Source organism: Paenibacillus sp. JL3B1040 (genome assembly GCF_057063165.1).
The window spans coordinates 3,165,507-3,189,040 of record NZ_CM169317.1; the positions used below are offsets into that span (position 1 = coordinate 3,165,507).

Genomic DNA, 23,534 nt, shown 5'->3' on the forward strand with positions numbered 1-23,534 from the left:
CGTCGCTAGGAGGCGAAAAGCATGCTCAAAAACGTTACATCGAACCAAATTTTCTCGTTGTTCAGCTTGCAGATGTTCACCACCGTCATCGCCTTCTATTCGGGGATACTGATCGGGGGCAGTAAATACTCCACGCCGGTGGCAACGTTGGTGGGCGGCTTGCTTGGTCTGCTGTTGATCTACCCGGCTTACAAGGTGGGGGCTTCCCGCCCCGACGAGTTCTTCGTCCAATACGGGAGCAAATTGGTGGGGCGCCCTCTCCATTACATTTTCGTGTTCTATATCTTGCTGATCCATCTCTTTCTCGCCGCCCTCAATTTACGGGAACTCACCGACTTCTTGGTGTCGGAGTATTTGATCGGAACGCCGGGTTGGGCCGTCGTGGCCATCTTCGGAACATGCGTCGCCTACGCCGTACGATGCGGCATCTCGACGATATTCCGAACGGCCGAAGGATTCTTTCTCCTATTCGCGGTTGCCTTCTTCTTTATTCCGTTTATCGGGCTTCAGGAGATGGAGGGGGATATGTTCATCGCCTTGTTGACCCACTTGTCCGCGAGACAGATGTGGTCCACCATCTTTGAGACGATGGCTATTTTTGGAGAAATGGCCTTTCTGTTTCTGCTGTTCCCCTATTTGAAATCGCCCAAGAAGGTATACCGCTCCCTCATCTGGGCAACGGGAACTTCGCTTCTGTTCATCCTGATGCATCTCATTCCGATTCTTTTGACATTTGGGTCGAGACTGGGAGCCAATCTGATGTACCCCGACATGGAGCTCGTTCGTTTCGTCCGGGTCGGCTCGTTTATCGAAACGATGGATCCGATCTTGATTATCTTATGGTTGACCAGCATCTTTGTGAAAATTTCGTTTATTGTGTTTACGGCGCTCCTGTGCCTCGCCCAACTGTCAGGGGTCAAAGACCATAAGACCTTCACTTTGCCGGTCATCGCCTTTGTTTCCGTGTTTTCCTTGTCCATCGTCAGAACCCCGCCGGAGTTGAACCAATTTCTGACCGGCGATTGCGTCCCGCTGTTGTACATCGCCGAATTTCTGATTCCGGCGATCTACTGGCTGATGAGCGCAATCCGCAACAAACCCGCCGAGAGAACCCCGGCGGGGTAAGACTATTTCGTCGACAGCCAAGCCCGCTCTTGATTCCATCGTAAGGCGACCGGGGTTTCGAAAAAGTCGGACAACGCCGACTCATTCAGAACCTCGGCCGTTTTCCCTTGCGCATACACCTCGCCTCGCCGAAGCAGCAGGGTTTGGCTGAACATCGGCAGAACCTCCTCGGTATGATGCGTCACATACAGCATGTGCGGCGTTTCGGGTTCGACGGCAAGCTGCGCGATGCTCGCAAGCAGGCCTTCTCGGGAGATAAAATCAAGCCCGTTGGTCGCCTCATCCAAAATCAGCAGCTTCGGGGACGCCATCAAAGCTCTGGCGATCAACAGCTTTTGCTGCTCGCCTTGGGAACAGGTCTGATACGTGCGGCCGTGCAGATGGTTGCAGCGCAATTGGTTCATCAAGGCGGCGGCCCGTTCGTAATCCTCGGCGGATGGCTTCTCGTAGAGTCCGATGGAAGCGAATTTGCCGCTCACGACGAGATCCTCGGCCTTCTGCCCGCCGTGCAGCTTGGACTGCATCGAGGAGCTGACCCACCCGATCGATTTGCGCAGCTCCCGTAAATCCACTTCGCCAAACCGGTTTCCCAGTACGCTGATTTGGCCGGACGACGGCCAAAGGTAACCGCACAGCATATTAAGCATCGTTGTTTTGCCGGAGCCGTTCAAGCCCAACAATGCCCAGTGCTCGCCTTCCCGGACCGTCCAATCGATGCCGTTCAAAACCGGTTTGCCTTCCCGGAGCCAAGTTACCTGGTTCATCTCAATGACGTTCATCACAATTACCTCCGAAAATAAGTGGATTTGCTTCACTTTTAATCAAGCTACCCCCGTGTCTGCGGTTTGTCAAGCGCAGAACGGCGGTAATTTCGCATGCCAATTCGCTGCCGATCCGCTAGAATACTAGTGAAAGGAAGTGAGGCATCATGAATCCAACATGGACCTGGGCAGCCGTGGAAACCCTCCAACACCTCGTCGAGCGGCATGACGGCATTGCCTTGAAGCTGAATTGGGACACGCTGCTCTCCCGTCCGGAAGATAGCGCGGCGGACCTGGTGGAGTTCCGGGACGGGCAGTTGGTCGCTTTCTTAGGTTTGTACCCGTTCGGAAACACCCTGGAGGTCTGCGGCATGGTTCACCCGGATTACCGCAGGCTGGGCATTTTCTCTTCGCTGCTTCGACGCGGGTTGAATTCGGATACTTTGGCTTCGTATTCGACTATTTTGCTGAATGCTCCCGGCAACTCGGAAACGGGCAGAAAATGCCTGGCGACCTTCCCTTGCCGTTTCGACTTCAGTGAATACCAGATGAGATACAACGGTGAATCGGTTTTGGCGGGTTTGCCGCCGAGCGGCTCCCTCGTTGCGCTCCGTCAAGCCGGGGAGGCGGATCGCCCCCTGCTCTCCCGCCTCGATCAGGAAGGATTCGGCCTCACTGCGGAGGAAACGCGGCACTTCTATGCAGCGTTGAACGCGGAAGAGATCGGCAGGAACGATCTGATTGTACATGAAGGCGAGCTCGTCGGAAAAATTTGCGTTTCCCGTCGCGAGAGAGAAGCTTGGATTTACGGATTTGTCGTATCGGCTTTGCGGCGGGGGCAAGGGATCGGCAGCGCCGCCTTGCGGCAGGTCATTAACCGCGAACGGACCGGCGGCTTCGAGGTTTGGCTTGAAGTGGCGCTGAATAACCCCGGGGCCAAAAAACTGTACGAACAAGCGGGCTTTCAGGTATACCGGTCCCAGGACTACTACGCTTTTATGAGATAATGGGTTTGTAGGACCAAGACCGCAGGTTTCCCCTTCCAGGGAGCCTGCGGTCTTGGTGGTTCATGGGTTCATGCGTTCAAAGAGCCGAACTGTGCCTGGTGCAATCGGCTGTAATGGCCTCCGGCCGCAACCAGCTCCTGATGGCGGCCTTGCTCGGTGATGCCGTCCTCCGTCACTACGACGATCCGGTCGGCGTTTTTGATCGTAGCCAGCCGGTGGGCGATCACGAGCGTCGTACGTCCGGCTGATAGCTCGGCCAGCGACTGCTGGATCGCCAGTTCGGTTTCGGTGTCCAGCGCCGACGTCGCTTCGTCCAGAATCAGGATCGGCGGATTTTTCAGGAACATCCTTGCGATCGCCAGACGCTGCTTTTGCCCGCCGGACAGCTTGACGCCACGCTCCCCGATCACCGTCTCCAGCCCTTCCGGCTGCGAGCGGATGAACTCCTCCAGTTGCGCACGCCGCGCCGCCTCCCAAATCTCCGCTTCCGTCGCCTCCAGCTTGCCGTAGGCGATATTCTCCCGGATCGTTCCGGAGAAGAGATAGACGTCCTGCTGCACGATCCCGATATTGCGCCGCAGCGACGAAAGGGTCAAGCTGCGGATATCCCGCCCGTCAATCGTAATCCTTCCGCCGTCCACGTCATAGAAACGCGGCAGCAGGCTGCACAGCGTCGTTTTACCGGCGCCCGACGGACCGACGAAAGCGACCGTCTCCCCGGCCCGAATCTTCAGGCTGACGTCCTCAAGCACCCGGGAGGAATCTTCATAACCGAAGGCGACCCGGTCGAAATGAATGTCGCCCCTAAGCTTTCCGGCGTCGACCGCATCCGGGGCATCGGCCACGTCCGGCTCCGTATCCATGATTTCCAGGTACCGCTTGAACCCGGCAATCCCCTTCGGATAGCTTTCGATAATCGCATTGATTTTCTCGATCGGCCGAATAAATACGTTCGCCAGCAGCAGGAACCCGACGAATTCCCCGTACGTCAACTCGCCGCCGATGACGAACCAGGTTCCGCAGACCATCACGAACAACGAGACGAGGCGCATCAGCATATAGTTGATTGACAGACTGCCGGCCATAATTTTGTATGCCCCCAATTTGGTGGACCGGTAGGCGTTATTGTTATCCTCGAACAGCTTCTTCTCGTGCTCTTCGTTCGCGAATGCCTGCACTACGCGGATGCCGCCGATGTTCTGCTCGACCCGGGAGTTGAAATCGGCCAGCGCGGAGAACAGGCCGCGGTACGTTTTGGTCATTTTCCCATTGAAATAAAGTGCCGTCCAGACCAGCAGCGGTACGACGAGGAACGTTAGCACGGCCAACTTCCAGTTAATCGCCAGCATCAGCAGAAACGAACCGATCAGCGTCATCCCGGCGATGAAGATATCCTCCGGCCCGTGGTGCGCCACTTCGCCGATGTTGTCGAGATCGTTGGAAATCCGCGACATCAAATGCCCGGTCTTATGGTTGTCAAAGAATCGGAACGACAGCTTCTGCAGGTGATCGAACATCTTTTTGCGCATATTCGTTTCGATGTTGACGCCCAGCATATGACCCCAATACGTCACGATATAGTTCAACACCGTGTTGAGGACGTAGACGCCCAACAGCGCGGCGGAAGCCCACAGGATCAGCGTCCAATCGCGGCCGGGCAGCAGCTTGTCCACGAACTGGTTGACGGCGATCGGAAATCCGAGCTCCAGCAACCCCGCCACCACGGCACAGCCGAAATCGAGAATAAACAGGTGTTTATAAGGGCGGTAATATGAGAAAAAACGGCGTAACATGTCCAGCACTCTCTCCTATCTGTCTAACAGTCCAAAGACGTTGCGGTTTGCTGAAAAGACTACCACAATTTCGGAAGGAATTGAAGAAGTTTTCGCCAAGAAGCTGGCATGCGGATAGAAAAATAAGGTACAATAACTACCGAATCAACAGAACTTATGGAAATGCCATATGGGCAGGCCGCTTGAGGCGGCGGAAGGAAGGATCAACGCATGTACGTAGCAAACGATTGGCAGGATTATGAAGTCATGGATACCGGAAATGGGGAAAAGTTGGAGCGCTGGGGAGACGTCGTATTGCGCCGCCCCGACCCGCAGATCATCTGGCCGATTGCCGATGAGGACCGCAAGTGGCGCGAGGTACACGGCCACTACCACCGCAGCTCCTCCGGCGGCGGACAGTGGGAAATGAAGAAGCAATTGCCCGACCGCTGGACGATTTCCTATGACCGGTTGAAATTTTATATTCGCCCGACCAATTTCAAGCATACCGGATTGTTTCCGGAACAAGCGGCCAATTGGCGCTGGATGATGGACAAAATCGCCGCTGCCGGACGGCCCGTTCAAGTGCTGAACCTGTTCGCATATACCGGCGGCGCGACCGTAGCCGCGGCTTCGGCCGGCGCTTCGGTCGTTCACGTCGACGCTGCCAAGGGAATGGTCCAATGGGCCAAGGAGAACCTTGCGCTCTCCGGATTGGCCGACCGCCCCGTGCGCTTCATTACGGACGACGTGTTCAAATTCGTGCAGCGCGAGCAGCGGCGCGGCAACCGCTACGATGCGATCATCATGGACCCGCCGTCGTACGGGCGCGGCCCTGGCGGTGAGATGTGGAAGCTGGAATCGAGCCTTTACCCGTTTGTGGAGTCGTGTTTGTCGATTCTGTCGGACAAGCCGCTTTTTTTCCTGATCAACTCGTATACGACCGGCATATCCCCGACCGTGCTGAACAACATCTTATCCATGACGGTCAAGCAGCGGTATGGCGGACGGATCTCAGCCGGCGAACTGGGTCTGCCGATCACCCGCTCGGGGCTTCATCTCCCCTGCGGCATTCTCGGACGCTGGGAGGAATAACGAATGGATTCCGGAGCCAAGCGGACCTCGGGACAGCCGGCGATGGCGATCCTTTATGAGGATAACCACCTGCTCGGCATCGAGAAGCCGGTCAATGTCCCGATCCAAGAGGATGCCAGCGGCGACCCCGACCTGCTGAATCTGCTGAAGGCGGACATCAAGGAGCGATACGGCAAGCCCGGCAACGTCTATCTGGGGCTCGTGCATCGACTGGACCGCCCCGTCGGCGGCGCGATGATCTTCGCCAAGACATCGAAGGCCGCTTCGCGGCTGGCGGAAACGGTGCGCAGCCGCCGGTTCAGCAAAACGTATGTTGCCGTTGTGCACGGTACGCCGCCGCAGCGGCAGGGCCGATTGACCGATACGCTGCTCAAGGACGAACGCACCAACACGGTGTCCGTCGTTCCGGCCGGGACGCCGGGCGGCAAGGAGGCCCGGCTCGATTACCGGGTGCTCGGCGCTTCGGCAGCGGATCGGCTGAGCCTCGTGCAGGTGCAACTGCACACCGGCCGTCCGCACCAGATCCGGGTGCAAATGAACCGGATCGGCTGCCCGCTGTACGGCGACCAGAAATACGGCGCGGAGCTGAACAAGCCGGGCCAGCAAATCGCGCTTTGGTCGCTGTACGTCGGGTTTCCGCACCCGGTCACCAAGGAGCCGGTCGATCTGATCTCCCTCCCGCCGCAATCCTATCCTTGGAATCAGTGGGAGGACGGGATGTATGCCCGGCTCGCCGCTCTGCTGCAAGCCGGGGAGAACGGGATGGGAATATAAAGAGGCGGGATGCCTGGGGCTGTTGAAGAACCCCTAGCGTCCCGCCTTTTTTTGACAGCATTCCTTATTTCGTTCCGGAGATTTTGCCCAGCAAAAAAACCAGCAGTTGTTGATTATGGGTGGAGATACGGTCCAGCACGCCGTTCAAATAAGCGTTACGAACTGCGACGCCCCGCTGGACTTCGGTTTGTCCTTTATCTGTAATCGACACCCATACATTGCGGCGGTCGTGCTCGTCCCGGTCGCGGCGGATCAGCTCGCCCCGCTCCATCCGGTCAAGCAGCATCGTGACTGCGGCCGGCGTCGTGGAGAGAAACGGAATCAAGTCGGACGGCTTCAGATTGCCCTGCTGCTCCAGCAGCTCCAGAACGGTCAATTGCGACGTCGTCAGCGTCGGAGCCAGCTCCTCCTCCATGTGGGCCTGATAATCCTTCACGATGAGATCAAGCAATCTGGCAAATTCAGCGGTATGCAATCTTATCCCTCCCTGCCTTACATCACCACTTGGATAATTCGCTGCTTCCTTGGCAAATTCCTGCTGCTTTGCGCAATTATCCGGCGGTTAACGGGCGATGAGGCGAGACGGCCGCAAGTTTATCGGACGGGGTACCGCCAGCCAAACGGATCTTCACGTTCCCCGCGCTGAATCCCCGTCAGCGTATCGTACAGCTTGGCGGACAATTTCCCCGTTTGCCCGCCGGAAATTTCGGCGTCGCGGCCTTCCCACTGCAGCGACCCGATCGGAGAGATGACCGCCGCGGTGCCGGTCCCGAACGCTTCCTCCAGCTTGCCCGCCTGATGGGCCTCGAATAGGTCCTCGATGGCGATGCGCCGTTCCTTGACCTTCACGTCCCATTCGCGAAGCAGACGGATAACCGAATCGCGCGTGACGCCGGCAAGAATGCTGCCGTTCAGCTCCGGAGTGACGACTTCCCCGTCGATTTTAAAGAACACGTTCATGCTGCCGACTTCTTCGATATACCGTTTTTCGATTCCGTCGAGCCAAAGCACCTGTGAGAAGCCAAGCGATTTGACCTCTTCCTGCGCTTTGATCCCTGCCGCATAATTTCCGGAGGTTTTGGCCTCTCCGGTACCGCCGCGCACGGCCCGGACGTACCGGTCCTCCACGTAAATCCGCACCGGATGAATACCTTCCGGATAATAAGCCCCCACCGGCGACAAAATGACGATCAACCGGTACTCTTGGGCCGCCCGCACCCCAAGCCCCGCCTCGGTCGCGATGATAAAGGGACGGATGTACATGGAGTTGCCTTCGCCTTCCGGCATCCACTCTTCCTCCAGCACTAGCAGACGGCAAATCCCCTCCAGCACCTCCTGCCGATCAACCTGAGGAATGCCGATGCGCGAGCACGACTGGTTCAACCGGCGCAAATTCATGTCGGGCCGGAACAATACGATTTCTCCCTGCGGCGTCCGGTACGCCTTCATCCCTTCAAAGACCTCTTGCCCGTAATGAAACACCATAGCCGACGGATCCAGCGAAAGCGGCCCGTACGGAACGATCCGCGGATCGTGCCAGCCTTGATCTGCAGAATAATCCATCAGCAGCATATGATCGGTAAAAAATTTTCCGAAGCCCAGCCGATCGGCGGCCGGCTTCATTTTTTTGGCGGTTGTTAACGTGACGGGCCATTTTTCCATGGTTCATTTCCTCTTTTCCAAATATCGGTTATACGAATCGTACGAATCGCTTGATTCCCTGCCTTTCACTATACCGATTCTCGGTACATTGATCAATGATATAGTTTCGATTATAATCATTGACAATATCTATGAATTGAGGAGGAACAATCCGGGATGGAGCATCGTCTGCTGGAATATTTCATCGCGGTCGGAGAGGACCTGCATTTCACCAAAGCCGCCGAAAGACTGGGGATTACCCAGCCCACTCTAAGCCACCAGATTCGACTGCTGGAACAGGAGCTCGGGACAGAGCTGATCCGCCGCGTCGGCAAGAAAAACGATTTGACACAAGCGGGCGTCATCTTGCTGGAACACGCCCGCCGGGTCGTCTACGAAGTGGAGCAGGCCAAATTGGAAATCGGCCAGATCAGCGGCTTACAGCGGGGCCAGCTCCGCATCGGCTGCTCCGGCAACCACCTGCTGGAAAACAAGCTGATCACTTTCCATCGTCAATACCCCGGCATCGAGTTGACGGTGCTCGAGCTTGCTACCGAGGAAACGCGGGTCGGGCTGCTGGCGAATCAGTTGGACCTCGGCGTCGTGTTTCTGCCGCTTCTGGACGAACAAATCGTCAGCCGCCCGCTGTTCGACGAAGAACTGGTGCTGGCCGTGTCCAACCAGCATGCTTATGCCGAGCTGCCGGAGATCACGCTGGAGCAGTTGGCCCGGCTGCCGCTCGTCTTATTTCCGCCGAAGTTTTACGTCCGACAGTTGCTGGATACGGCCTGTGCCGAACAGGGCATCGAAATCCGGCCGGTCATGGAACTGTCGACGATGGAATCGCAGGTGCAGATGGTCCTGCATCACGTTGGGGGAACCGTGCTTCCCGGCTCCTATGCCCGCACGCTAACCGGTTCGAATCGCCGCATCGGAATTGCCGTCGTCCCGCTGGCGGAACCCGTTCCGCGCAAAAACGTCGGGTTGGTGTACCGCAACAGTACGTTTATGGACCCGACGCTTCAGGCGTTTATCCGCCATTTGACCGAATAAGCTTGCCTTTCCATAATCACCTCATTTCTTTTTTTCCGAATTGGGTGACGGCCAGCGCCAAAGCCAGCACAAAAGCCAAGGCAGCACAGGGAAGGAACGGCATCAGTGAAAATGCGGTATCTGAAGATGCTGTTGTAAAATCATGCAGAGAGCAGGATACCAAATAGCCGCTGTAACAGTACGGATAAGCAATCCAAAATGGTGTATTGGCAACCAAAACCCCGGGAATAACCAGCAGCAGATTCAAGCCGACCGAAAACAGCGGTTTTTCAAACAGCACGGTAATGGCCCACATCGTGGCCAAGCAGGGCAGCATCGTGAGAAACAACCCCACGCACCATTTGAGCAAATACAGGACAGGCAGCGTTTCTGTAATCCCCATTGTGCGGGTCGCAATAAGTCCGGCAATCACGAATACCAGCAAAAAGACCCCCAATTCCATGAGAAGGTAGAACATGAGTACACAGAACTTTGCTAACGAAAGTGCGTACCGGCTGACAGGCAAAGCGAGCATTTTGAAGACGCCATTGTTCTGTGTTTCCCGACCTGCAATCATGACACAAACCACAATCATACTAAGCGGAAGCAGATAGTAGGCATATACCAAGGCGCTCTGGATAAACATAGCGGGCCATGCGTTGGTATATTCCGGTGTAAAATAACTGCTCAAATTAGCAATTCCAGAAGCAACAACCAACAGCGGAGCGACAAAAATCAACGGAATGATTTTTGAGCGCTTTACTTTCATAAACTCGATTTTGATCAATCCAACAAAGTTCATAGTCCCCCTCCTCACTCATAGCGCAGGTGTTTGGCCATCCATAGCCCCGCAAGCAGAAAAAGGGCTGTTTCTGCAAGGGAAATGACAACGACCATCCCGTCCGGCCGTGCGCTCATGGCAACGGCGGGTTTTAACATCACAACAAAGGGGTGGACCATCAGCAGCCCAACATCCGATGGAGCCAGGGCCATTCCGCTTAAAAATCCGGCGACGCCCGTTCCAAGAGGAATCCACATATTCTCAAAACGGGACGAGATCAGAAGCATAAAGGATAGCACCGGCAACGAAGTGACAAAAGAATAGGCCGCAAAGGCTACCAGCGTATCCATTTCAAAGGTTCCCTGCGGCAAATCGGTCTTGCCGATGCGCAGCAATGCAAAGTTTTGAATGGTAATCGCCACCAGCAGCAACACGGTTAAAATCAGGAATTTGCAAAAGTACATTCCGGAAACGCTCATCGGCAGCGTATAGATTTTCTTGACGGCATTCCCTTTAAACTCCATGTTGTAGATCAAGCAGGCGGCTACGACAATACCGAACATATTTAAGACCATAATCATTCCATAGAGTTGAGTCAGCAGAACATCCATCGGGGCCAGTGCCAGATTGAGCAGCGTATCCTTCCGTACCAGGAAATTGACAAAGGCGTAGGCGGCCCCCAAAATGCCAACCGCCAGCAATACGGGAATGACGCCGGTTCGCTTTCCTTTCCGAAGTTCAATCGCAAGTGTCCTCATAGCTTTGCCCTCTGTTTGCTTGCTGAATTATCCTTTTCCACCATAGAGAGGAACACCTCTTCCAAATTGTCTGCGGCAAACCCAGCCTGGAACGCATTTTGACGCAACTCGTCTAAACTGCCCTCGAACAGCAGTCGGCCATGATTGAGGATGCCAATATCATCTGCGATCAGTTCGATTTCCGACAGCATATGGGACGAGATCAGAACGGTGCAATCGTAAAGATCGGGCAGCGCCTTTACCAAATTGCGGATTTCATGGATGCCTGAGGGATCAAGGCCATTGGTCGGTTCGTCCAAAATGAGGATCGGCGGTCTGCCTAGGAGCGCCCCGGCAAGTCCTAACCGCTGTTTCATCCCCAGTGAATACTTTTTAGCAAGCCGGTCGCCAAATTCCATAAGGCCAACCAGTTCCAGCGCATCCTCCACAGAGCCTTTCGGCAACCCCAGAATCCGGCGGATAATATCAAGATTTTCCCGGCCCGTCAGGTTTGCATAGAACGAGGGCGATTCGATGAAAGAGCCGATCTCTTTCAGAATGGCCAGCCGATCGTCGGGAAAGTGTTTTCCGTCAATCGTGAAGCTGCCTTTTGTGGGGGCGGTCAACCCCAGCAGCATCTTCATGGTGGTGGATTTTCCCGCTCCGTTGGGGCCAAGGAAACCGTAAATACTCCCTTTCCGAATATGAAGCGAAAGATTGTTGACGGAGGTGAACTTTTTGTATTTTTTCGTCAACTGTTCGGTCGTGATAATATAGTCCATAAAGGCATCTCCTTTCGATGCATTTAGGGTACGATACCCTCCTGACACCTGGATTCTCGCGTCCTTACTTTTACCTTACTTTTTCGCGGGAATAACCTCAACGCGAATAAATCTTTTATAATTTTTATAATGGCTTTGTTTGGAGGTGACGAATTGGACAATTCTTATTTACATACCAAAAAGCTTCTGCTTGTGGATGATGCACCCGACCTGCTCAAAATGGTATCCGCCATTCTCGCGGATGATGGGTTTGAAAATATTGTTGTGGCAAATTCTGTCAGAGAGGGCATTGCCGTCGCAAAAAGCGCAAAACCGGATTTGGCAATTCTGGATGTGATGATGCCCGACGGGGACGGCTTCTCACTTATGCAGCAGATCCGTACCTTTACAGATATGCCGATTATTTTTCTAACGGCAAAAGACGAGGCAACGGACAAACTGGCCGGTTTGGGGCTTGGCGCGGATGACTATATCGTAAAACCGTTCTTGCCGCAGGAACTCCTGCTCCGTGTCTATGTTGTCCTGCGGCGGTGTTACAAAGAGGAGCCTTCATTGGTACAATTGGAGGGATGTACGATTGACTTTAGCCGTGCCGAAGTAATAAAAAACAACGAAATGATCCCGTTAACGGCTAAGGAACACGCGCTGCTGGAAACGCTCGCGCGCAGCGAGGGAAAGATTGTAACGGTTGATGCATTATGCGAGGCTCTTTGGGGAGATAACCCTTTTGGATATGAAAATAGCTTAAATGCCCATATTCGCCGGATTCGGGAAAAAATCGAAACCGCCCCATCAAAGCCGGTTTCTCTCATTACGATTAAGGGATTAGGCTATAAACTGAATACACGGAAGTGATGCTATGCAATCATTCGGAAAATATATCACAAAATATTTGACTTCCTTTGTTGGCTTTGTCATCGTTTTGTTTCTCATTAACGCTGTCTCTTTTATCTGGACGTTTCAGCATGTCATTACCAACGATTACGGTGACACTTCTCCGCAAAATATGTTAGCGGAAATCGCCGCAGCCTCCAATTTCGAGGGCATATCGGACGATGCCCGCCAAAAGCTCCAAACCAATCACATTTGGGCTATGTTCCTGGACCCGCAGGGACAATGGATGTGGTCAGTTGATACGCCGGAGGATATTCCGGGCAGCTATACCGTTCAGGATGTGGCCGCTTTCTCCAGGGGATATCTTGCGGATTATCCCGTTTTCCTCCGGAATACAGAAGATGGCCTGCTGGTATTGGGATATCCCAAAGGCAGCTATACAAAGCTCACGAGCAATTACTTCTCCATGCGGGCAATCCGGACTATACCGCTGTATTTTGCGGGAATGCTGGCCCTTGATTTGCTGGTCTTGTTCCTCGCATATTATCTCTCAAAACAAAAAATCATTAAAAATACGGAACCGATCATCGCCTCAATTGAGACGCTCTCCGATGGGAAGCCGGTATCGCTTTCCGTACGCGGGGAACTGTCCGAGGTGGCCGACAGCGTTAATAAAGCGTCGCGGATTTTAAGCAGGCAAAATGAAGCGCGGGCTAACTGGATCAGCGGTGTCTCCCACGATATTCGCACCCCGCTTTCTATGATTATGGGCTACGCCGGCCGGATAGCCAATGATCGTACGGCAAGCGACTCCGCCCGGGAGCAAGCCGAAATTATCGGCAAACAAGGCGTCAAAATCAAAGAATTGGTGCAAGATTTGAACTTGGTGTCACAGCTGGAATATGAGATGCAGCCGCTTCATCAAGAGACTGTCCGTCTTTCTAAACTGCTGCGATCTTACGTTGCGGAATTACTGAATACAGGTATTCCAGATGCCTACTCGATTGATATTAAGATAACCCCTGACGCCGAAACAGCAACGATGGAGTGCGACGCTCGATTAATCTCGCGGGCTATTCACAATTTGGTCCAAAACAGCATCCGGCACAATCCCCAAGGCTGTAATATCCGGCTGCTGCTTGACCGCTTCGAAACGGGGCTGTCCTTAACCGTTTCAGATGATGGTATTGGCCTGACGCCTGAGAAACTGCATGAGCTGGAGGCAAGGCCGCACTATATGAAAAGTACAAATGAGCGGCTGGATTTGCGGCATGGTTTAGGACTTCTGCTGGTACGCCAAATTGTGGAGGCTCACAGCGGCATAATGCAAATCGAAAGTGAAGCCCAACACGGTTATAAAACAGTCCTAACCTTCTCAAGAACCCGCTAGCTTCTGAACGTTAACCCCTCCGCATGCAGGGCCTCCCTAAGCTTGGGTAGGGAAGCCGGCCCCATGCCGTGGAGCTGCAGCACCTCTTGTTCGCTCAGCTCGCACAGCTTCTCCAAGGAGGTTATCCCGTTCGATTCCAGCGCCCTCCTGGCCGGCGCCGAAAGTTTCGCAAGAAATCCTTCTTCCGGTTTGCGTTCCTGCTCGCACGTCGGGCAAGTCGGACAATCGCTGCTTTTTGCATATCGGTGTCCTTTGTCGCAGGTCCGCATTTGTTTGGGCTTAACCGCCATTTGAAACACTCCTTTGTTCGAGATGGTTCCTTTCTTTGGTTCGGGTTAAACAGGTGGAAAGCCTCCAACTCAATTCCCGCCGAGGCAACTCGGCGGCGGACCTTAGCGAACTCCGGCAAAGTGCTAAGTGGAAAAAGCACATCTATTTCGAGCTAAAAGTGAAGTTTTGAGGAAGTTAGTTGGAAAACCTCCACTTGTTTCGCCCGGTATCGCCGTTTTTGAGCAAATCTCCACAATTTAGTTGCATAAAATCCACTTAGCATCTGCTGATTGTTGAAATGGGACAGATTTAAGTGGAAGATTTCCAACTAGCTTGGCCATTTCCAACTAGTCCAAGGCCAATGTACCTCCCGAGCGGGTAGGTTTTCTTCACCCTATCCCTAAAAAAGTCCCGCCAATACGCAACCGCGCGTTTTGCGGGACTTCATACTTAACTCGATTAGGCTTTGAGCAGCAGCTCGGTGATTTCGTCGTTTTTCTCCAGATGCGCCAGCGCCTTGCCGATCGATTTCCGGTCGGCCAGCGGCGCCTCTTCCGAACTGAAGCCGTGTATCCGGCCTTCCTTCGTCACCGCCTGCAACAGGACAGGCTCCTTGCAATGAACGCCGCCGATCAAGCGGCTGCCGTTCGGCTTGACGCGTTTGCCTTCTTTGAATTCGAACGTCTGAACGCCTTTGCCTCCCCGGCTTTGGAGCGGATAATCGAGCAGCAGGCTGCGCTTGCCGTAACCCAGCTCCGACACAACCAGAACTTCGCCTTCCTCGCCTTCCACCCAGATCGAGGCCACGACTTCGTCGCCATCCTTCAGATTGATCCCGCGCACCCCGGCGGATACGCGGCCCATCGGATTCACTTCGCTTTCCGCGAATCGGATCGCCATCCCCTGCTTCGTCAGCAGCAAGACCTCTTGATTGTTCCGGCTGACGGTGACGCTCAGCACTTCATCGCCGTCTCCTACTTTGCAGGCGGCGATCGCGCCGGAGCGCTTCGTCTCGTATTCTTTCAATTCCGTCCGCTTCACCTGGCCGTTCTTCGTGACGAACACCAGACTAAGCTCCGGATTCTCGTCAAACCCTCTTACCGGAACGACGCTGATAATACGGTCTTCCTTGGCCAGCGGAATCACGTTGACGATCGCGGTCCCGTTGTCCTTCCACTTAAACTCCGGAATCTGGTGGACCGGCAAAAGAAAATATTGGCCTCGCTGCGTAAAGATCAGCAGGTTCTGCAGCGTGTCCAGCTCAAGCAAATGCTTGATGTAGTCGCCTTCCTTGACCCCGGAGCCGTCCCGCTCCCCGCCGGACCGGGTAAACGACAGCATGCTGGTACGCTTAATGTAACCCTCATGCGAAATCGTGACCAGCACGTCCTCCTGGGCAACCAGCACTTCAAGGTTGACCTTCAGCTCCTCTACCTCGTCCTGAATGTGCGAGCGGCGGTCGATCCCGTATTTGTCGCGAATCTCGATCAGCTCTTTCTTGATCAAAGCGATCAGCTTCTTATCGCTTTCCAGAATGCCGCGCAGAACCGTGATTTTCTTCTGGATGTCCTCCAGCTCTTTTTGCAGCGTCGTAATTTCAAGATTCGTCAAACGATACAGCTGCAACGTCAAAATCGCATCCGCCTGGCGTTCGGTGAACCCGAACATCCATTGCAGGTTGTTCTGCGCATCCTGACGGTTCTTCGAAGCTTTGATCGCCGCGATGACCTCATCCAAAATGTTGAGCGCCTTGACCAGGCCCTCCAATACGTGGGCGCGGTCCTCCAGCTTCTCCAGCTCGTATTGCGTCCGGTACGTGACCACCTCGCGCTGATGGGCGATGTAGGCTTCGAGCATTGCCTTGAGGCCCAACTGGCGCGGCGCCTTGTTGACGATGGCTACCATGTTGAAGTTGTAAGTGACTTGTAGGTCGGTTTTTTTCAACAAATACGCCAAAATCCCCTGCGCATCCGCATCCTTCTTCAGCTCAACGACGATGCGCAGCCCGTTCCGGCCGCTTTCGTCGCGGACCTCGGCAATACCGTCCACCTTTTTCTCCAAGCGGATATTCTCCATCGCCGTGACGAGCCGGGATTTAACCACCTGATAAGGAATTTCGGTGATGACGATCTGCTGCTTCCCGCCGCGAAGCGTCTCGATTTCCGTTTTGGAGCGCAGATAAATCCGGCCTTTGCCGGTCTGATAAGCTTCTTGGATCCCTTCTTCGCCCATGATGATGCCGCCCGTCGGAAAATCCGGTCCTTTGACGAACAAACGGATTTCCTCCAGCGTCATTTCGGGTTTCTCCATCAAGGCGATGCAGGCGTCGATCACCTCGCGCAGGTTATGCGGCGGAATTTCCGTCGCAAACCCTGACGAAATCCCGCTGGCTCCGTTGACCAGCAGGTTCGGAAAACGCGCCGGCAGCACGACCGGCTCCTTCGCCGTGTTGTCGAAGTTGTCCTTGAACGGCACGGTACGTTTCTCGATGTCGCGAAGCAGCTCCATGGCGATCGCCGACAAGCGCGCCTCGGTATACCGCATCGCCGCTGCCGGGTCATCGTCCTGCGAGCCCCAGTTGCCATGGCCGTCGATGAGCGTATGGCCCATTTTCCACGGCTGAGCCATCCGCACCATACCCTCGTAAATCGAAGAGTCCCCGTGCGGATGATAGTTGCCCATCACGTCCCCGACCGTTTTGGCCGATTTGCGGTACGGCTTGTCCGGCGTATTGCCGGAATCGTACATCGCGTACAAAATTCGTCGTTGCACCGGCTTCAACCCGTCGCGAATATCGGGAATCGCCCGGTCCTGGATAATGTATTTGGAATACCGGCCAAAGCGGTCGCCTACAACCTCTTCGAGAAACGCCGGCAAAAAGTTTTCAAGCATGCTCACATCAATTCACCTTCTATTCCTCAAACTCCGTGAAATCCACGTTTTCCACGATCCAGCGCTTGCGCGGATCGACCTTGTCCCCCATCAGCGTAGACACGCGGCGTTCCGCTTTGGCGGCATCTTCGATCTGCACCTGCAGCATGGTCCGCGTTTCCGGATTCATCGTCGTTTCCCATAGCTGCTCGGGGTTCATTTCCCCCAAACCTTTGTAGCGCTGCAGCTCGAAATTTTTGCCGAATTCCTTCAGGTAGTTCTGCAGTTGCTCGTCGCTCCACGCATATCTTACCGTTTCCAGCTTACCGGAACGGCGGGTGATTTTATACAGAGGCGGCTGGGCGATGTAGACCCGTCCCGTATCGATCAGCGGCTTCATGTAACGGTAAAAGAACGTCAGCAGCAGCACTTGAATGTGCGCGCCGTCCGTATCGGCGTCGGTCATGATGATGATTTTGGAAAAATTGCTGTCCTCCACGGCGAATTCCGGCCCGATGCCGGCGCCGATGGCCGAAATGATGGCCCGGTACTCGTCGTTCTTGAGGATATCGGCAAGCTTCGCCTTCTCCGGATTCATCGGCTTGCCCTTCAGCGGCAAAATCGCCTGAATTTTCGAATCGCGTCCCTGCTTCGCCGAACCTCCGGCGGAGTCCCCTTCCACGATAAACAGTTCGGTACGCGAATAATCCTTTGATTGCGCCGGCGTCAGCTTGCCGCCGAGGTTCGAGCTTTCGCTCCGCTTCTTGCCCGAACGCATTTCGTCGCGGGCTTTGCGGGCCGCTTCACGCGCTTTGGAGGCTTGTACCGCCTTCTTGATCAACGTTTGGGCGACTTGCGGGTTCTCTTCCAGAAACACCGCCATCTTCTCGCCAACGACGGATTCCACGGCGCTGCGCGCGGACGCGCTGCCGAGCTGGTCCTTCGTTTGACCGACAAACTCCACCTCGGACATCTTGACGCTGATGACGGCCATCATCCCTTCGCGCAAATCGTTGCCTTCGAGGTTCTTCTCCTTCTCCTTCAACATGCCGTTCTTCCGGGCATATTCGTTCATCACCCGGGTATAGGCCGTTTTGAAGCCGGTTTCATGCGTCCCCCCGCCCCGAGTCGGAATGGAATTGACGAAAGACACCAGCGTTTCGGTATACCCTGCATTGTACTGCAGCGCAACCTCCACCTCGATATCTTCCCGTTCCGCATAGAAATGGACGACGTCATGCAGCACGTCTTTCCCGTCATTGAGGAATTGAACGAACTGGCTGGCTCCGCCCTCGTAAAAAAACTCGTCGAAACGGTCGGACCGCTCGTCCTTCAAGGTCACCTTCAGGCCCGAATTCAGAAAAGCGATCTCCTGTAAACGTTCCGCGAGCGTATCATAGTTTAATCCGATGCCGGCGGTGAATACGCGAATATCCGGCTTAAACGTCACTTTTGTACCGGTCTTGTTCGTATTGCCGAGAATCTCCAGCCCCGTGACCGGTTCGCCGACGTGTTCGATGCCTTGATCGTCAACCCAATATTCGAAGCGCATCCGGTGGATTTTCCCGTCCTTGTAAATGTGCACCTCCAGCCATTCGGACAAGGCGTTGGTAACCGAGGCACCAACCCCGTGCAGACCGCCGGATTTCTTGTAGCCCCCTCCGCCGAATTTGCCGCCGGCGTGCAAAATCGTAAAAACGACCTGCGGCGTCGGAATACCGGTTTTGTGCATGCCGGTCGGAATCCCCCGGCCGTTATCGATCACAGTGACCGATCCGTCTTTATTCAGCGTGATGTCGATTTTGGAGCAGTACTTTGCCAGATGCTCGTCGACGGCATTATCGACGATCTCCCATACCAGATGATGAAGTCCCGACGAGCTCGTACTGCCAATATACATCCCTGGCCGTTTGCGTACCGCGACAAGCCCTTCGAGCACTTGAATGTCGTCCGCGTCGTATCCCGAAGACGCGCTTCCGGAACTTGTGCCGGGTACGTCCTCGAACAAATCGATTTGTTCGGCCATTCATGCTCCCCCTTTATTTCTTGTAGTAAACCTCTGTATGTAGTCGAACAGATGTTTTGGTGCCTTCGTCCATTTTAATTCAAAATATCTTGTTTCGTAAAGACAAGGAATGAAACGGCTAGGGAGCAAACGCCCCAAACCGCCAGTACGGCTAGCGAAAACCCCAACGTCATCCCCTCGATCGGCGCCGGCGTGCCCGCCAAATAATTCGTCAAGCCGAGATTGACCATGAACAGGTATTTGGCACTCGTCCAAGAGGAAGCCATATTCGTCAAAATATTGCCGGCGATCAGCGCCGCCATCATGATCACGATACTCGCCGATGTGCTTCGCACAAGCACGGATACCATGAACGCCAGAGCGGCCACGACCATGCTGGCAAACCAGATCAGCCCGGCCTGCATGAAGATATATTGCCATTGCGGCACCGCGTGCACGCCCGAGATGTCCACCTCGGCCCCCCGCAGCTGAAACCCGGTAAATACCGGCAGGTTCCATCCGCGGTAACCGAAAAACAACCCCGAGATCAAATAGCAAATCAAACAGGTTGAGACGATGATCAAGGACACGAACATCATCAAGGTCAACAGCTTGCTCAGCAGAATTTTCCAACGCCTTACCGGCCGGGTCAGCAGCATTTTGACCGTTCCGCCCGTTCGTTCCGAAGACACGATATCCGAGCCCACGCCCATGATTAACAGCGGAATGAACAGCGTGGCCGCGTTATCCAGGAACTCCCGGGTAAACGAAACGCCGCCCGGCTCCCTCGGGTTCACGTCATGCTCCAAATAATATTTCATCTGCTGAATATAAATTTGACGGTATTTCTTCCACTCCTCCGGCACCCGGTCGCTGCCCAGCGAATTCTGGTTGTCGGTGATCGCTTGCTGCACCTCCCGGCGCCAGTCGGTCCCGAACTTCTCCCGTTTGTCCTCGGCCTGCCGCAACTGCGCGTAGGCAAACATCGGAACCAGCACGATCAGCACGAGCAAGATGACGTAAAACCGTTTCTTTTTGATCATCTTGATCGTTTCATTTTTTACTAAAGGAAGAATGTTATTCAATGCTTTCACCTTCCGTCAACTCCAGGAACAACTGCTCGAGCGTCGGATTGACCTTCTGGACGGCTTCCACCCGGACTCCCTCCTGCACCAGCCGATGCACGAGACCCGGGATCAATTCCGGCTGCATTTGGGTTACGATCGCCTGTCCCCGGATCCCCGCCATGATCGTATCGTCCAATACGTTTCCGACTTCGTTCACCAGGCCGACCCCGGCCGCCGATCGGAGCAGCCGCTCTCCGGGCTCCCGCGGTTCCAACTCCCATACCACATAACTCGTATTCGCTTGAATCAGCTCGTCGACTTTGCCGACGGCCAATACGCGCCCGCGCCCGATAATCGCCACCCGGTCGCACAGCAGTTGAATTTCGCTGAGCAGGTGGCTCGATACGAATACGGCCATGCCTTCTTCCGCCAATCGCCGGATAAACCCGCGCATCTCTTTGATGCCCTTGGGATCGAGGCCGTTCGTCGGTTCGTCCAGAATCAGAAGCCTCGGCCGCCCTAACAGCGCTTGGGCAATTCCCAGCCGCTGCCGCATACCCAGCGAATAGGTTTTGACTTTGTCGTCAATCCGGCCCGTTAAGCCGACCATTCGAACGACCTCTTCGATCCGCTTGGCATCGATGCCCGGGATCATGCGGGCGAAGTGCTCAAGGTTTTCCCGTCCGGTCAAATACCCGTATACCTCGGGGTTTTCCACGATCGAACCGACGCAGCGCAGGGCACGCTCCGGTTCCCGCTGCACATCGTATCCGCAAATGGCCACTTGGCCTTCGGTCGGCCGGATCAAATCGACGAGCATGCGGATCGTTGTCGTTTTGCCGGCCCCGTTGGGACCGAGGAACCCGAAGATCTCCCCGGCATACACTTCGAAGTTCACATCGCGTACGATCCATTTTCGGCCGATTTTCTTCTTTAGCCCCTGTACCTTCAATACCGGCAGGCGCTCATCGGCTTCGATCGGCTGCCTTGTTCCCATCGCCGTCCGCTCCTTTCTCTCTACTCCGGGACCCATCCGTTTCCGTTATTGGCGCGCGATGCCCTGAATCATCCGCTCCGCAATCGCCTGATAACCGTCGCCGTTCGGGTGAAAATGATCACTCGACAGGTAACGTGAAGCATTTTGCGTAAACAGGTCATACGTTGGCACCGCCAGCGTGCCTTCATATTCCCCGAGCGCTTTCATCGCCATCGCGTTCCACCGTGCAACCGCATCGTTGCCGATTTCCCGCATGCCTTCCAGGTCGCTGAATGGATTGTATAACCCGACATAGACGAGGAGAGCCTGCATGTTGATTTTCTTGATTTGCGCAACGGCTTGCGCGAAATTCGCCGAATTTTTGTCGATCGCCGCGTCGATTTCCGCTTGGGTCGGCACATGCTGTCCGGCGGTTAACGTCTCCGTGCCATCGAACAAATCGTTGCCCCCAATGGACAACATGATAATCCCCGCCTGCTGCAGGGCATACTTCACGCCCGGATCATCCAGCATTTGCAGCAATTCCTCCGTCGTTAATCCGTTGATGCCAAGGTTATTGACCAGTTTGGAGGATGCGCCTCCCTCATTCCATAAATCCACTGCGCGGCGGGCAAATCCGCGGCCCGTATCGTCCCCGGTCCCTTTGGCCAGGGAATCCCCGATGGCTGTCACATCCCAAGCGCCGGCCTTGGCGGTCTGTTCCGCTCGCGACGGGGACGCCTCCTGCTTTCCGGCATGGGCCGACGGATTGGCAATATCCGATACCGCATAGACAAAGCCGACCAGCAACAGCAAGCTCGAAACCGCGGAAGCGATCCCCGCCCATCTCCAGATTCGGGACGTCCTGTTCATGCCACTTCCCCCTGTTCCGTCGTAGTCCCTTAGTAACGCTCACTTCAATAAACTCTCCAACTTATGTAAATAACATAAAACTTCTCGCTTTCAGATGCAAATTTTCTCGAAAAAAGGACTAGATTTTTGTAAGCTCCGGAGTTATAATAATTCATGTTCTCGAAAAAACTTAACATTACGGGTTATTAGCTTAGCTGGTAGAGCAGCCGACTCTTAATCGGCAGGTCGCAGGTTCGACCCCTGCATAACCCATTCATAGCATCCTCCGCTGCAACGGCAGTTCGGGGGATGTTATTTTTTGTCCGCTTATGGCGAAAAAAAGCGCGGGATTCGAGGCTGCCGCCCCCCTCTCGCGCTTCTCTCCATCGGTTCCGCCAACGATGCCACCCTTAGTTGGCACGGATGACTTTGACGTCGGCCGGGATCACCTTGACGCCGTCGTACAACATAAAGCGCCCGTTCTGCCACTCGATGCGCAGCAACTTGCCGTCGTCCGCCTGGTATTGCCAGACATGCTGCTCCCCGCCTTGGAGAAACGGCGTTTTGCCGACCACGGACACGTACCCTCCGTACTCTTCCTCCAGAAAATATAGGGTCCCGTCCAGCTCCATTTGCGACGGCACTTCGCTCGGATCGTTCAGCCGCCCATCAATCGGCTGATACAGCTGATATTGCAGCGTCTCGCGCTCTTCAACCAGCAGATAACTGATTCGGCTGCCGTCCTGCAGCGTCAGCACGACCGCGTTGCGGCTGCGATTGCCGACCCGGCCGGTCACCTCGTAGGAAACGAGCGATACCTCGCAGATGTCCCCGGGACCCAGCGCAAGCATGCTTTTCTCTGCGATCGGCGGTTCCGGTTTGGCAAACAGGTTGCCGATTCTTTTCCATACGCTCATGTTAGGTCAAGCCTCACTTTAGGATCGATTCGCCTATTTTTTGTCCTCGTATTGCTTCAACAACTCGGCCAACTCCGCCTCCACTGCAGCGTCCTTGCTCATGTTTTCGAATTCGTCATCCAGGGATTTGTCCTTGGAGCTTAACTCATTGCTGGCTTCGGCCTGGGCTTCCATCTGCAGCATTTTTTCTTCCATCCGCTTCAGACCGCTCGCTGCCGTATCGGAGCCAAACCCGGTCATCGCCTTGTTGATTTCGTTCTGTGCCTTCGCCGCATTGTAACGGGCTACCAGTGTTTCGCGTTTGTTTTTCATCTCCGTCAGTTGCTTGCGCATTTCATCGAGCTTAGCGCGAAGATTGTCGGCCGCCGCTTTGTTTTGGTCATAGCTGGCTTTGTACTCTGCCATTTTGGTCTCTGCCGCTTTCTTCTCCTCCAGGGCTCGGCGGGCCAGGTCAACATTTTGCGCTTGGGCCGCCTGATGCGCCTGCTGCGTGCGCCGCTCGACCAGGGCTTCCTGCTCTTCGTACAGTCCCTTGAACTTCTTCTCAATGGCGATCTGGGCGGCTACCGCCTTTTCCGCGTCTTCGAGATCTTCCTGCATATCCCGAATATATTGGTCCGTCAGCTTGATCGGATCCTCCGCTTTGTCGATCAAAGCATTGATATTGGACATCGTCAAATCGCGCAATCTTTTAAAAATGGACATTTGTTTTTTCCTCCCGATTGAAAGATCAGATTATGCTTATGTTTACGCTGCAGAATTCAGGAGGTTTCATAAATTTCAAACGATTAGACTACCGTTCGAAAAATAATTCGTGGGAGTCTGAGGCGACCGTGTGAAATGTT

22 protein-coding genes and 1 tRNA gene are annotated in these 23,534 nt (G+C 54.7%); 8 read left to right on the forward strand and 15 right to left on the reverse strand.

What is annotated here, in order from left to right; all coding sequences use genetic code 11:
• Nucleotides 1-21: 21 nt before the first annotated feature.
• Entirely contained in the window at nucleotides 22-1,125 is a 1,104-nt protein-coding gene (locus ACZF99_RS14255; protein ID WP_483605731.1) for a GerAB/ArcD/ProY family transporter, read from the forward strand.
• Between the two features lie 2 nt (nucleotides 1,126-1,127).
• Here the strand turns inward: ACZF99_RS14255 and ACZF99_RS14260 are convergent, their stop codons facing one another.
• Nucleotides 1,128-1,904, reverse strand: a complete 777-nt coding sequence (locus ACZF99_RS14260; protein ID WP_483605732.1) for an ABC transporter ATP-binding protein — start codon at nucleotides 1,902-1,904, stop codon at nucleotides 1,128-1,130.
• A 149-nt stretch (nucleotides 1,905-2,053) separates the two neighbouring features.
• Between ACZF99_RS14260 and ACZF99_RS14265 the strand changes: the two genes are divergently transcribed.
• Nucleotides 2,054-2,893: a GNAT family N-acetyltransferase gene (locus tag ACZF99_RS14265; protein WP_483605733.1), complete on the forward strand. Its 840-nt coding sequence runs from the start codon at nucleotides 2,054-2,056 to the stop codon at nucleotides 2,891-2,893.
• A gap of 68 nt (nucleotides 2,894-2,961) precedes the next feature.
• Here the strand turns inward: ACZF99_RS14265 and ACZF99_RS14270 are convergent, their stop codons facing one another.
• A complete protein-coding gene (locus ACZF99_RS14270; protein ID WP_483605735.1) occupies nucleotides 2,962-4,686 on the reverse strand; it encodes an ABC transporter ATP-binding protein in 1,725 nt (574 codons plus the stop codon).
• A 210-nt stretch (nucleotides 4,687-4,896) separates the two neighbouring features.
• Between ACZF99_RS14270 and ACZF99_RS14275 the strand changes: the two genes are divergently transcribed.
• Complete coding sequence (locus ACZF99_RS14275) at nucleotides 4,897-5,760, forward strand: class I SAM-dependent methyltransferase (protein WP_483605736.1); 864 nt, start codon at nucleotides 4,897-4,899, stop codon at nucleotides 5,758-5,760.
• A 3-nt stretch (nucleotides 5,761-5,763) separates the two neighbouring features.
• Complete coding sequence (locus ACZF99_RS14280; protein ID WP_483605737.1) at nucleotides 5,764-6,534, forward strand: RluA family pseudouridine synthase; 771 nt, start codon at nucleotides 5,764-5,766, stop codon at nucleotides 6,532-6,534.
• 64 nt (nucleotides 6,535-6,598) lie between these two features.
• Here the strand turns inward: ACZF99_RS14280 and ACZF99_RS14285 are convergent, their stop codons facing one another.
• Both ACZF99_RS14285 and ACZF99_RS14290 read right to left on the reverse strand, forming a co-directional pair.
• Nucleotides 6,599-7,009 carry a MarR family winged helix-turn-helix transcriptional regulator gene (locus ACZF99_RS14285; protein ID WP_483605738.1) on the reverse strand — a complete coding sequence of 137 codons (411 nt, stop codon included), beginning with the start codon at nucleotides 7,007-7,009 and terminating at the stop codon, nucleotides 6,599-6,601.
• Between the two features lie 119 nt (nucleotides 7,010-7,128).
• Nucleotides 7,129-8,196 (reverse strand): branched-chain amino acid aminotransferase, encoded by a 1,068-nt coding sequence (locus ACZF99_RS14290; RefSeq protein WP_483605739.1) that lies wholly within the window; start codon nucleotides 8,194-8,196, stop codon nucleotides 7,129-7,131.
• A gap of 156 nt (nucleotides 8,197-8,352) precedes the next feature.
• Between ACZF99_RS14290 and ACZF99_RS14295 the strand changes: the two genes are divergently transcribed.
• Entirely contained in the window at nucleotides 8,353-9,228 is an 876-nt protein-coding gene (locus tag ACZF99_RS14295) for a LysR family transcriptional regulator (protein WP_483605740.1), read from the forward strand.
• Nucleotides 9,229-9,244: 16 nt separating this feature from the next.
• On the opposite strand, the gene ACZF99_RS14300 is transcribed toward ACZF99_RS14295, so the two are convergent.
• Genes ACZF99_RS14300 through ACZF99_RS14310 form a run of 3 tightly spaced genes read right to left on the reverse strand, consistent with a single transcriptional unit; the run spans nucleotide 9,245 to nucleotide 11,555 of the window.
• Nucleotides 9,245-10,009, reverse strand: a complete 765-nt coding sequence (locus tag ACZF99_RS14300) for an ABC transporter permease (protein ID WP_483605741.1) — start codon at nucleotides 10,007-10,009, stop codon at nucleotides 9,245-9,247.
• Nucleotides 10,010-10,020: 11 nt separating this feature from the next.
• Nucleotides 10,021-10,746, reverse strand: coding sequence for an ABC transporter permease (locus ACZF99_RS14305; protein WP_483605742.1), 726 nt, complete (start codon nucleotides 10,744-10,746; stop codon nucleotides 10,021-10,023).
• The gene (locus ACZF99_RS14310; protein WP_483605743.1) at nucleotides 10,743-11,555 is read right to left on the reverse strand and encodes an ABC transporter ATP-binding protein; all 813 of its coding nucleotides are present in this window, start codon (nucleotides 11,553-11,555) and stop codon (nucleotides 10,743-10,745) included. Before ACZF99_RS14310 ends, ACZF99_RS14305 begins: the two co-directional genes overlap by 4 nt.
• Nucleotides 11,556-11,726: 171 nt before the next feature.
• Here ACZF99_RS14310 and ACZF99_RS14315 point away from each other — a divergent pair, with 171 nt between their 5' ends.
• Entirely contained in the window at nucleotides 11,727-12,362 is a 636-nt protein-coding gene (locus ACZF99_RS14315) for a response regulator transcription factor (protein WP_483612735.1), read from the forward strand.
• Nucleotides 12,363-12,366: 4 nt separating this feature from the next.
• Nucleotides 12,367-13,731: a sensor histidine kinase gene (locus ACZF99_RS14320; protein ID WP_483605744.1), complete on the forward strand. Its 1,365-nt coding sequence runs from the start codon at nucleotides 12,367-12,369 to the stop codon at nucleotides 13,729-13,731.
• On the opposite strand, the gene ACZF99_RS14325 is transcribed toward ACZF99_RS14320, so the two are convergent.
• The 6 genes from ACZF99_RS14325 to ACZF99_RS14350 all read right to left on the reverse strand — a co-directional run bounded on the left by ACZF99_RS14325 (nucleotide 13,728) and on the right by ACZF99_RS14350 (nucleotide 21,793).
• A complete protein-coding gene (locus ACZF99_RS14325) occupies nucleotides 13,728-14,021 on the reverse strand; it encodes an RNA polymerase alpha subunit C-terminal domain-containing protein (protein ID WP_483605745.1) in 294 nt (97 codons plus the stop codon). The two genes, ACZF99_RS14320 and ACZF99_RS14325, sit on opposite strands and share 4 nt — an antisense overlap.
• Before the next feature lie 439 nt (nucleotides 14,022-14,460).
• Nucleotides 14,461-16,899 (reverse strand): DNA gyrase subunit A, encoded by a 2,439-nt coding sequence (gene gyrA, locus ACZF99_RS14330; RefSeq protein ID WP_483605746.1) that lies wholly within the window; start codon nucleotides 16,897-16,899, stop codon nucleotides 14,461-14,463.
• A gap of 13 nt (nucleotides 16,900-16,912) precedes the next feature.
• Nucleotides 16,913-18,898 carry a DNA topoisomerase IV subunit B gene (parE, locus tag ACZF99_RS14335; protein ID WP_483605747.1) on the reverse strand — a complete coding sequence of 662 codons (1,986 nt, stop codon included), beginning with the start codon at nucleotides 18,896-18,898 and terminating at the stop codon, nucleotides 16,913-16,915.
• Between the two features lie 74 nt (nucleotides 18,899-18,972).
• Nucleotides 18,973-19,962 carry an ABC transporter permease gene (locus tag ACZF99_RS14340; RefSeq protein WP_483612737.1) on the reverse strand — a complete coding sequence of 330 codons (990 nt, stop codon included), beginning with the start codon at nucleotides 19,960-19,962 and terminating at the stop codon, nucleotides 18,973-18,975.
• Complete coding sequence (locus ACZF99_RS14345) at nucleotides 19,955-20,941, reverse strand: ABC transporter ATP-binding protein (protein ID WP_483605748.1); 987 nt, start codon at nucleotides 20,939-20,941, stop codon at nucleotides 19,955-19,957. The genes ACZF99_RS14340 and ACZF99_RS14345 overlap by 8 nt, the downstream gene beginning before the upstream one ends.
• Nucleotides 20,942-20,986: 45 nt before the next feature.
• Nucleotides 20,987-21,793 (reverse strand): GDSL-type esterase/lipase family protein, encoded by an 807-nt coding sequence (locus ACZF99_RS14350; protein ID WP_483605750.1) that lies wholly within the window; start codon nucleotides 21,791-21,793, stop codon nucleotides 20,987-20,989.
• Nucleotides 21,794-21,972: 179 nt separating this feature from the next.
• On the opposite strand from ACZF99_RS14350, the gene ACZF99_RS14355 reads away from it, so the two are divergent.
• Nucleotides 21,973-22,045: transfer RNA gene (locus tag ACZF99_RS14355), tRNA-Lys, on the forward strand.
• A 137-nt stretch (nucleotides 22,046-22,182) separates the two neighbouring features.
• Here ACZF99_RS14355 and ACZF99_RS14360 read toward each other — a convergent pair.
• Nucleotides 22,183-22,689 carry a DUF4178 domain-containing protein gene (locus tag ACZF99_RS14360; RefSeq protein WP_483605752.1) on the reverse strand — a complete coding sequence of 169 codons (507 nt, stop codon included), beginning with the start codon at nucleotides 22,687-22,689 and terminating at the stop codon, nucleotides 22,183-22,185.
• Nucleotides 22,690-22,722: 33 nt separating this feature from the next.
• Entirely contained in the window at nucleotides 22,723-23,394 is a 672-nt protein-coding gene (locus tag ACZF99_RS14365; protein ID WP_483605753.1) for a PspA/IM30 family protein, read from the reverse strand.
• Between the last annotated feature and the right edge of the window lie 140 nt (nucleotides 23,395-23,534).